At 67.4% G+C, this 11,065-nt stretch carries 1 protein-coding gene; it reads right to left on the reverse strand.

The window, feature by feature from the left end:
- Positions 1-44: 44 nt before the first annotated feature.
- Positions 45-11,063: a non-ribosomal peptide synthetase gene (locus J3U87_RS07765; protein WP_237382468.1), complete on the reverse strand. Its 11,019-nt coding sequence runs from the start codon at positions 11,061-11,063 to the stop codon at positions 45-47.
- Between the last annotated feature and the right edge of the window lie 2 nt (positions 11,064-11,065).

The following is an 11,065-nucleotide window of genomic DNA, read 5'->3' on the forward strand; positions in this document are numbered from 1 at the left end:
ACCGATGCAGTGCGCACCGACGCGATGGGCATCGACCAGCGGCTTCACTCGCGCCGATCGGGCCGCGCGCGGGCGGCGAGTCCGACAGGCTCCGGCGGATCGGCGGAAACGCCGGACAGCGCGGTATCCAATGCACGCGCCAGAACCTGCACGTGGGGCGGCTTCACGAGGTCGTTGTGACCACCGGAAACCACGACCACCCGTGGGGATTGCGCGCACCAGGCGCGCCACCCGTTGCTGGCGCGATCGTAGTCGGCCGGAAAATCCGGTTGGAGATGGTCGGGCAGCGCATCACCGGCCTGCATCAGATGGAGAGGCCCGCGAAGCGTGGCCGAGGGTTGGTAATGCGTCATCAAAGCCAGCTCGTCGGCATAGGCGCGGAAGCCCTCGGCAAACTGCGCGGCATCCACTTGTGAAGGCAACAACCCGTGCTCACGCAAGAGCTGGTGAGCACCGTTCAACGCGGCCTCGGTACTGCCGTCGGCCAAGGCATCCAAGGCAGCTTCGGGCGGGGTCAGGTCGGCTTCGTGGAAACCCCGTTCGACCAAAGCGCGAATCAACCGGAGATCGGCGACACCGGCTTCTTCGCCGTAACCCGGAGCCAACGTATCGAACAGGGCGAGACAGGCGATTTCCGCGCCCTGGGCTTCCAACTGCAACGCCATCTCGAAGGCGACCAGACCGCCCATCGACCAACCGCCGAGGTGGTAGGGCCCCTGCGGCTGACGGACACGCAGGGCCGCCACATAGTCGGCGGCCATCGCTTCGATACTCGCGGCGGCCGGCAGCCCTTCATAGGCCAAGTTCTGAATGCCGATGAAGGGACGCGACCCATCCAACAGATGGGCCAGCTCGCGGTAACACAGGACCGTGCCACCGCCCGGATGGACACAGAAGAACGGGGCCGCGCCGCCCTCCTCGCGAATCGGCACCAAGGGCGAGACGAGGCGCAGGGGCTCGGCCGAGAGACGCGCGGCCAGGGCCCCCAAGGTCGGATGCGCGAACAGGGTCGCCAACGGCAACGTGACGCCGAAGGTCTCGGTGACCATGTCCGCCAAGCGCACGGCCAACAACGAGTGACCGCCCAGCTCGAAAAAGTGATCGTCCAGGCCGATCGGTCCGCGTTGGAACAGGCGTTCCCACAGGGCGGCCAGGCGTAGCTCGTCGCTGGTGCTGGGCGCTCGGTAGGGCGCCACCGCGGCGACATCGCCCAGTTGGCTGAGGGCACGGCGATCGCGCTTCCCGCTGGGCGTCGTGGGCAGGGCTTCCACCCGAGTGAAACGGGCCGGCACCGCGTAGTCGGGCAATTGACGGCTCAAGGCGGCGCGCAGCTCCGCGACGTTCGGCTCGGCCGCATCGGCCGGCACCAACCAGGCCGCCAGTACCGTCGCTCCCGAGCCGTCGCGGATGGGTACCACAGCCGCCTCCGCAACCGCGTCCAACCCCACCAAGGCGGCTTCCACTTCGCCGGGTTCCACCCGGAAACCACGCACCTTGACCTGGGTATCGGCTCGACCCAGGAACTGCAGTTCCCCCGCCTCGGACCAACGCGCCAAATCGCCGCTGTCGTAACAGCGCGTACTGGCGGTCTCCACGATGCGGAAACGCTGAGCCGTCAGTTCCTCGCGACCGTGGTACCCAAGAGCCGGTGCCACGCCGCCCAGCCAGAGCCGGCCGGGAACACCGAGCGGTACGGCTTCGTCCCAGGCTCCTCGCAACGCGAGTGACACGTTGGGAATGGCCGTACCGATCGGCGGCTGGGCCGGCCATGATTCGGGTGGGCCGGTCAGGGTGTAGGACGTGACCACGTGCGTTTCGGAAGGTCCGTATTGGTTGATCAGGCGTGCTTGCGGCAGGCGCGTGAACATGGCGCGCAGGTCCTCGGTCACGTCCAACTGCTCGCCCGCGGTGATAACCTCGCGCAGGGCGCTGGCCGCCAGATCGACACCCGCCGAGACCGACGCCAACTGCGACAGCGCCACAAACGGCAGGAACAACCGCGACACGCGTCGATCGATCAGGTGGGCCCACAGCCGATGCGGATCGCGCCGGGTCGCTTCGTCCAAAAGCACCAAGGTGCCACCACAGGTCCAGGTCGCCCACATCTCCTGGAAATGGACGTCGAAGCTGAGCGGTGCAAATTGCAGGGTGCGGCTGGCCGCGGAACCCGATTCGCGGTTCTGCCAGGCGATCAGGTTGGCCAGCGACCGATGCGGCAGCAACACGCCCTTGGGCGTTCCGGTCGAGCCGCTGGTATAGATCAGGTAGACCGGATCCTCCGGCGAAGGATGGTGCTCGGGCACCGGCAGGTCGCGACCGGACTCCTCCAGTTCGGCCAGACCGGTACAGGGTAGCCCGGCCGGGACCGCGTCGCATTCGGTGCCGATCAACAGGGGCGCGCCGCTGTCTGCCAGCATGAAGCGACGGCGCTCGGTCGGGTAGGTGGGATCGATAGGAAGGTAGGCGGTGCCGGCGCGCACCACGCCCAGCAGCGCCAGGCAGGCCTCCAGGCCACGCGGGTAGGTGATCGCCACCACCGAACCGGGCCCGATGCCGCGCGCGGCCAACCCGGCCGCGACGGCGGCGGTGCGCCGCTGAAGATCGCCGTAACTCAGACTGGCGTCGTCGGTCTCGATCGCGACGCGGGCGGGGTCCTGGTCCCACGCATCGGCCAACAGGTCCAATAGGGTCCGATGAGGCCACGTTACAGACGGGCCGCGTTCCACCTCGGCGAGGCGAGCCAGTTCCTTCGCGGGCCAGGCCCGTTCGGTGACCGCCCACCCGAACATCGGTCCGTCGGGATCCTCGGCCAAGGCCCGCAGCATGCCGCCGAAGTGGTCCAACAGCCGCCGCGCATCGGCACGGCCGTACTCGACACCGTTGGCGCTCAGTGCCACTTGCAGGACCTCGCCTGGCCACAGGGTCAGCAACAGCGGCAAACCCGTATCGCCGACGGCTTCCCCTTGGTGTACTCCGAGCACACCGCCCGAGCCGCTCTCGACGGGCTTGGCCGAACCGGCAAAGTTGACGTAGTTGAAGACCACATCGAAGTGCGCGGCACGACCCAGGTCGTGACGCAGTTGGGCGTAGGGATAGCGGCGGTGACGTTGATCTTCCCGTTCCAGGCGTGCCACCTCGCGGACAAAGGCGCGCCAGGACGTCCGGGACAGACTGGCGCGGAAGGGCAGGGTATTCAACAACAGGCCCAGCATGCGGTCGCCGCCCTCGGCTTCCAGACGGGTATTGACGATCAGGCCTGTGCTCACATCGGCCTGTCCGGTGAATAACGCCAACAGCCGCAGATGGGCTGCCAGCAACAGGGTGCGCGGATGCACGCCCTCCTCGTGGGCCAACCGCTCGAGTGCGGCCGAGGTTTCGGCCGAAAGGGTCAACATTTCGGTGGCGGGGCCTTCCGCGCGGCGCCCCTCGCCTGTGCGCAGCTCGGCCGGTTCGTAGTCGGCCAGCCGGGCGTGCCAGTAATCGCGTTCGATCGGAGCCGTCAGTGCGCCCCGCTCCAGGGCGACGTAGGCACCGAACCCGGGCGGTGGCGTTTCCGGACGCGGGGTGCGGCCCTCGACCAGGTCGCCGTACGCGCGCAACAGCCCTTCGCGCAACAGTCCGTAGCTCCAGCCGTCCAGCAAAGCGTGATGAAACGAAATCGCCAGACGCCAACGGGACGGGTCGCGGCGCATGGCGGCGAAGCGCAACGGCACGGCATCGGCCGAGTCGAAACCGGTCGCCAATTCCTCGGCGCACCAGGCGTGCCACCGTGCGGGCCAGGCCGCGTCTTCGAGACCGGACCAGTCCAGCAGGCGCAGCTCGGGCAGGCGGGCGCCGCGAACGACCTGAAGCGGCTCGGCAAATCCGGCAGCCGCGAAGGTGGTGCGCAATACCGCGTGCTCGGTGGCCAGCACCTCGATGGCCCGGCGCAAGGCGTCGGGGTCGAATACCGTCGTCAGGTCCAGATGGTAGATGTTGTGGTAGGGGTGGCGGTCCGCCTCGAGGCGGCCGTGGAACAGCATGCCCTGTTGCAGCCGTGTCATCGGCCAGGCGTCCACGGCATCGTTCGGGAGCCTGTCGCGATCCGCCGCCTCGATCAAGGCGAAGGGCGCCACATCGGGCACTTCGCTTTGGCCGACTTCGGTCTCGCGGCAATGGGAGGCCAGCGCGCGTATCGTCTGATGCTCGAAGAAATCGACGACTTCGAAGCCGATCCCCTCGCGCCTGGCCCGCGATTGGATGCGAATCGAAAGGATCGAGTCACAGCCCAAATTGAAGACGTTGTCGTCGATACCGACCCGCTCCAAACCCAACTCCTCGGCCAAAATCACGGCCAGCGCGCGTTCGGTCTCGCTACGCGGCGCGACATAGGCCGTGGTCGTGGTCAGCCGGGCACCGCGAGGGTCGGGCAACGCGGCCCGATCCAGCTTGCCGTTGGCAGTCAGCGGGAAGGCATCCAGCATCACCAGTGCAGCCGGGATGAAGTGGGCCGGCAGCGTTTCGGCCAATTCGGCGCGGAGCCCATCGGCATCGAGGACGCGACCCTCCTGCGCGATCAGGTAGGCCGCCAGAGCCGGGTGCCCGGCCTCGTCGGTGAACGTCGTCACGGCGGCCTCGCGCACGTCGCGGCACGACCGCAAGGCCTGCTCCACTTCGCCCAACTCGATCCGGAACCCGCGAATCTTGACCTGGGCGTCGCAGCGCCCCACGTAGACGAACTCGCCGGAGGGGGTCTGGCGCGCCAGGTCGCCGGTTCGGTAGAGCCGCTCGCCGGGCCGACCCCAGGGATGGGGCACGAAGCGTTGCGCACTCAGACCCGGCCGGTCCAGGTACCCCGCAGCCAGGCCCGCACCGGCCACGTACAGTTCGCCCACCAGTCCAGCCGGTACCGGTGCCATGTGCTCATCGAGGAGGTAGAGCGCCAGGTCGGGCAGCGGACGACCGATGTTGCTGGGCCGGTCGAGATCCGCCTCGGTCAGCTCCCGGAAGGTGACGTGGACCGTGGTTTCGGTAATCCCGTACATGTTGACCATGGTCGGCACCCTGACCCCGTAACGGGCGAACCAGGGCTTCAACGCCGCGGGCTGAAGCGCCTCGCCACCAAAGATCACGGTTCGAAGCGGCAAGGGCGACCACTCCGGGTGCGCGCACTCGTGGGCGATCAGCGGTGCAAAGGCCGAGGGCGTTTGGCTGAGCACCGTCACCCGCTCGGCAGCCAGCAGGCGGCGAAATGCCGACGGATCGCGACGGGCACCATCGGGCACAATGACCAGCCGGCCGCCATAGCGCAAGGCGCCCCAGATCTCCCAAACCGAGAAGTCGAAGCTGTAGTTGTGGAACAGGGTCCAGACGTCGTCGGGCCCGAATGAAAACAGGTCGTCGCATCCACGGAAGAGGCGGGCCACCTGGCGATGGCTGACGGGCACGCCCTTGGGGTTGCCGGTCGAGCCCGAGGTGTAGATCACGTAGGCAGGCATCTCCGGTTCGTCGCGCCCTTCTAGATTCTTCTCGTCGGTTGCGGAGCCGGAACGGCCCATTTCGGCCACATCCACCCACTGGCTGGCCTCCGTCAGCACTTCGCGCGCCGGGGCCGGCACTTCGGCTTCGCCCAGGACCCAACGCAGGGAGGCATCCTCGACCAGGTACCGCAGCCGCGCCGGCGGGTACTCGGGGTCCAACGGCACGTAGGTCGCGCCCGCCTTGAGCACACCCAGGATTGCCACGATCAGCTCGCTCGAACGGGTCACCGAAATACCGATCCGCTCGCCGGGCCGCACACCGCGACGAACCAAGCCGTGGGCCAGCCGGTTGGCCCGACGGTTGAGGCAATCGTAGGTGATCGAGCTGTCGCGGCACGACACCGCGACGCGGTCGGGATAGCGGCGGGCGACGTCCTCGAAGTGACGGTGCAGGGCCCGTTGCGGGCCGAGGTGTCGACGGCGACCGTGCCAACCGTGGACCAGCTCGGTCGAAGTCCGCGGCGGGATGAGCCGCAACCGCGAGATCGGGAGACGGGCGTCTTTGGCGGCGTGGGCACACAGGGTTCGGAACCGCTGCAGCATGTTCTCGGCGGTATCGCGTTCGAACAGGTCGGTGTTGTATTCAAGCGTGACCAACAACTCGTCGCCCAGTTCGCCCAGGGTCAGGGTCAGATCGAACTTGGCTACCTCGATGTCCAGGGTCAGCGGCGCCAACTCGGCCTCGGGCCAGGAGAAGGCGCGGTTCGGCATGCTTTGGAATACGAAGGCGGCCTGGAACAGCGGATGACGACTGGTGTCGCGGGCAATACCCAAACTGTCGACCAGATCTTCGAATGGGACCTCGGCCGCGGCGAAGGCGCCCAGGGTCGTCTCGCGGACCTGATCGACCAGGTGACGAAACTGGGGGTCTCCCTCGATGCGGGTCCGCAGCGGCAGGGTGTTGGCGAACATGCCGATCAGGGCGTCGAGTTGGGGATCGGGGCGGCCCGCGACGGGGGTACCGACGATCAGGTCGCGCTGATCGGTGTAGCGGACCAACAGGACCTTGAAGGCGGCCAGACCGACCATGAAAAGCGTGGCGTTGCGTTTGCGGGCCAGCTCGGCGAGACCTCGGGCCACCTCGGCGGGCAGGCGCAACGAGCAGGTCGCGCCGTGGAACGTTTGGATACGCGGTCGCGGCCGGTCGGTGGGCAGGTCCAGAGTGGGCAGGGTACCCTCGAGTTGATCGCGCCACCAGGTGCGCTGCGCTTGTAGCAGGCCGGCGCGGTGTCGCGCCGCCTGCCAAAGCGCGAAGTCGGTGTATTGGATGGGGAGCGGCGGTAAGGCCGCCTGTCGGGCGAGGTCGGCGGGGGTTTGGGTGTGTCGCGGGGGTTGCGGGGATTGCCTGGTTGGGGGCTTTGAGGGGTTGAGCTGGTGGATTGGCCTGCTCCTGGGCTCACGCTTTCCTGCTTGCGGGCACTCCTTGCTGGGAGGCTTCGTTTTGTCGGCCCAGCGCCCTGGGCGGGCCCGGCACCTGCTGTGGGGCACACTCTCTTTGGCTGGCGGGTTCTGCCCGCTTGGCGACTTCGTTTTGTCGGCCCAGCGGGCCAACCTACTTGGCATGATTCTTCTCTTGGGTGGCGGGCACTCCCCGCTGCGAGGCTTCGAGGGGTTGATCCGGCGGATCAACCTACCGGGCTTGATTCTTCTTTCGGCTGGCGGGCACTCCCCGCTGGGAAACTCCGTTTTGTCGGCCCAGCGGGCCAACCTACAAAGCTTGATTCTTCTCTCGGCTGGCGGGATCTTTTTGGCTTTTGGTTTCGATGGGGTGGTCCGGGGGTGGGTCAGCGCGGCTCGATATAGGGCACTGAGTTCGTGGAGCAGGACGGCCAACGAAAAGCCATCCGCCACGATGTGGTGCATCGACAAGATCAAGGCGTGCTTCGACGCATCCAAAAGGGCGATCACACCGCGCAGGGGACCCGCCACCGTAAGGTCGAACGGCGCGAAGACGGTATCTTGGACCAGCTCGGCCAGAGCGGGTTCGCAATCCTGCGCGTCCAATCCGCTCAGATCGCGGACTTCCAGCGGGAATGCGCCCTCCGGCATGACCACCTGCCAGCCCGCGCCGTCGCGCTCCTCGAACGCGGTGCGCAGGATTTGGTGACGGTCCACCAGCGCGTCGAGCGCGGCGCCCAAGGCAACCTCGTCCAACGCGCCTTCGATACGAAAAGCGATCGGGATGTTGTAAACCCCGCGATCGGGCAGCATCCGATCGAGGAACCAAAGCCGTTGCTGGGCTGGCGATAGCGGTGCTTCGCGCTGGTGCAAGGGCTGGAGGTGCGGTCCCTGCTCCCCTTCCCCACCCTCGAGGCGGCCGGCCCGGATCCGAGCGGCCAAACCGGCGATCGTCGGTGCCTCGAACAGGTCGGCCACCTGCATCGGTACCGAAAACAGGCCTCGAACTCGCGAGACCACCTGGGCCGCCAGCAGGCTGTGACCGCCAAGTGCGAAGAAATCGTCGTCCACTCCCAGGCCCGAGACACCCAGCACATGGCGCCAAATGTCCATCAATCCGGCTTCGATGTCGTCCCGGGGCGGACGCACCACTCGCTGAAGCGCACTGGTACGAAAGGCACCGGCGAGGGCGCGTCGATCGAGCTTTCCGCTCGGTGTTCGCGGCAGGTTGACCAGCGGTACCAGGTGGGTGGGCAGCATATGATCGGGAAGCACCCGCGCCATGCTCGCCCTGGCCGCCTCGATGCCCTCGAAACGCGCCTCGTCCACAGCGACAAAACCCACCAGAGCCGTCCGCCCTTCGAAGTCTTCCAAACGCACTACCGTTTCGCGGACGCCGGGCAACTCGCCGAGCCGGGCCTCGATCTCGCCCAATTCCAGACGAAAGCCCCGAAACTTGACTTGGTCGTCGGCTCGGCCCACGTAGATCAGTTCGCCGTAGCGATCGAAACGGGCAAGGTCGCCCGTGCGGTACATGCGCTCGCCGGGCTCGTCCGCGAAAGGATCGGGCAGCCACCGTGAAGCGGTCAGGCCCGGGCGATCCAAATAGCCGCGCGCCAAAGGACCGGCCAGGAATAGTTCACCGGTGACACCGGCCACGACCGGACGCAGGTCGACGTCCAACAGGTACACGCGTGCGCCGGCCACCGGCCGCCCGATCGGCGGCAGGTCCACCCATTCCTCGGGATTCGGTGCGAGAGCGTGGGCCGTCACCACATGGCTCTCGGAAGGTCCGTACTGGTTGATCAGTCGTGCGCCCTCCAATCGCCCGAACAGGGCGCGAATCGCCGGGGTCGTGATGAGTTGCTCTCCGGCCGTGATCACCTCGCGAAGGTGGTGCGGCATTCGTTCCTCGCCTTGGGCGACTTCGGCCAGGGCTTGCAGCGCCACAAACGGCAGAAAGAGCCGCGCGATGCGTTGCTCCTCGAGGAACGTCAACAGCCGAAAGGGATCGCGCTTGACGTGTGGGTCCAAACAGACCAGGGTTCCGCCGCTGGTCAGCGTGGCAAAAAGCTCCTGGAAATGGACGTCGAAGCTGAGCGAAGCGAATTGGAGCGTGCGCAAAGCGGCAGACTCCTGGGATTGGGCCGCCTGCCAGCGCATCAAATCGGCCAGCATGCCGTGGGTACAGACCACCGCCTTTGGCCGTCCGGTCGAACCGGAGGTATAGATCACATAGGCCGCCATGGCGCGATCGATGGGCGGCGGCGCCACGGCGAGGGCCTTGTCGGGAGCGGCGATGCGTTCGGCCACCGCCTTGGCGCTGCCGTCGACCCACCACACGGGAACCTTCCCAGCTGCCTCCTCGGCGCCCTGACCCGTCTCGATCAGGTGCAGTACGGCGCCGCTGTCGGCCAGCATGAACTGGCGCCGCTCGGCGGGATAAGCCGGATCGATGGGGACGTAGGCGGCGCCGCAGCGCAGTACTGCCAGAACAGCGATCCAAGTGGCGGCACCGCGCCCCATCGAGAGCGCGACCCGATCGCCCGGAGCCACACCGCGAAGTTTCAGGTCGGCTGCCATGGAGCGCACCGCACGGTGCAGCTCGCCGTAACGCAACGTCTGATCGAATCCGATCAGAGCGGGTTCGGCGGGACGTTCCGTGGCGACGCGCTCCCACCAGGTCACCACATCGGGACCGGTCAAGGCGGGCCCTCCCTCACAGGGCCCCCGGCGCAAATCCGCCCATGCCGCGGGCGTCAGCGGGGAGCAGGCAGTGGCGGGCCGCGTGCCGTCGCACAGGGCGCGCACCACCTCGCGCCAGTGCGCTAAAAGGATCTTCAACTCATTTGCCTCATAGCGGCCCGTCAACCCTCCCAGTCTGGCCACCAGTCGGGTTCCTGGCGACACGATCAGGGTCAGCGGCACCGAGGTCCGCTCTACCAGACGCGCATCGACGATTTGGGGCAACCCGGGTTGGAGGGCATCGCCTCCCCCCTCGCCAGGCTCGGCGACCCCGTCGAGCGGGTAGTTCTCGTAAACGAACAGCGTGTGGAACAGGGGCGTGTCGCCCTCGATCTCGCTCCAGCCACGAATGGCGACCAGCGCCTCGTGCTCGAAGGAGCGCCTTTCTGCATCCTCGCGTGTCAGCCGACCCAGCAGGTCGGCGACCGCTTCGCCGGACCGCCAGGCAACCCGCACCGGCACCGTGTTGATCAGGATACCCACCATCGATTCGGAGCCGGGCTGATCGGGACCGCGCCCGGCCACGGTGGCGCCCAGCACGACGTCGCGGCTGCCTGCATGGTGACCCAAGGTCAAGGCCCAGGCCGTGCGCAACAAGGTATTGATCGTAGTGGCCATGGCCCGCGCGGCTCGGCCGACCGCCTCGCTCTCGGCGGTCTCCAGTTCCAGTCGAACCTCGACCAGCTCACCGCTGTCGCGGCGCACGCCGTCGTCGAAGGGCAATGCCGTGGGCGTGTCGAAATCCGCCAAGGCGCCACGCCAGTAGCGTTCCCCGGCACCGCGATCACGCTGCTTCAACCACGCGATGTGACGCTTGAACGGCGTGCGCCTGGGCGGCTCGAACAGCTCGCCGGTGACGGCCGCACGCACGAAACCCAACCATTCGCCCAACACGGCGGGAATCGACCACCCGTCCAGAATCAGGTGGTGGAACGTCCACACCAACTGGAACCGGTCGTCGCCGAGCCGAGCCAGCAGCATGTGCCAAAGCGGCGCCCGTGTCACGTCGAAGCCCGATTCGCGTTGTTCTCGCTCCAGGTCGACCAGGGCGGCTTCGGGATCGGGTTCCGCGGTCAAATCGCGGAACAGCCAGGGCTGGGCCGAACCGAATGCGGCCGGGTCGCGCAGCACCATTTGCACCGGACGGCGCAGGCCCTCCGCCCGGAACGCCGTACGCAACACCGCGTGACGACGCACCACGTCGAACCAGGCGGCTTGCAGGATCTCCGGATCGAGCGTGCCCTGCAGCGTCAGACTGATCTGCTCCACGTAGACCGCGTGATGCTCGTCGGCGAGCGCGTGGTAGAGCATGCCCTCCTGCATGGGGGTCAGTTCGTAGATGTCCTCGATGCGGCCACCGCCGCGCGCGGCGCGCATGGCCGGGTTTTTGGCGCGGGTCATAG

The sequence above is a fragment of the Sulfidibacter corallicola genome, assembly GCF_017498545.1.
Lineage (GTDB): Bacteria > Acidobacteriota > Holophagae > Acanthopleuribacterales > Acanthopleuribacteraceae > Sulfidibacter > Sulfidibacter corallicola.

Coding starts and splice junctions, on each gene's coding strand:
- J3U87_RS07765 (WP_237382468.1), bottom strand. CDS start 11,063: ATGACCCGCGCCAAAAACCCGGCCATGCGCGCCGCGCGCGGCGGTGGC.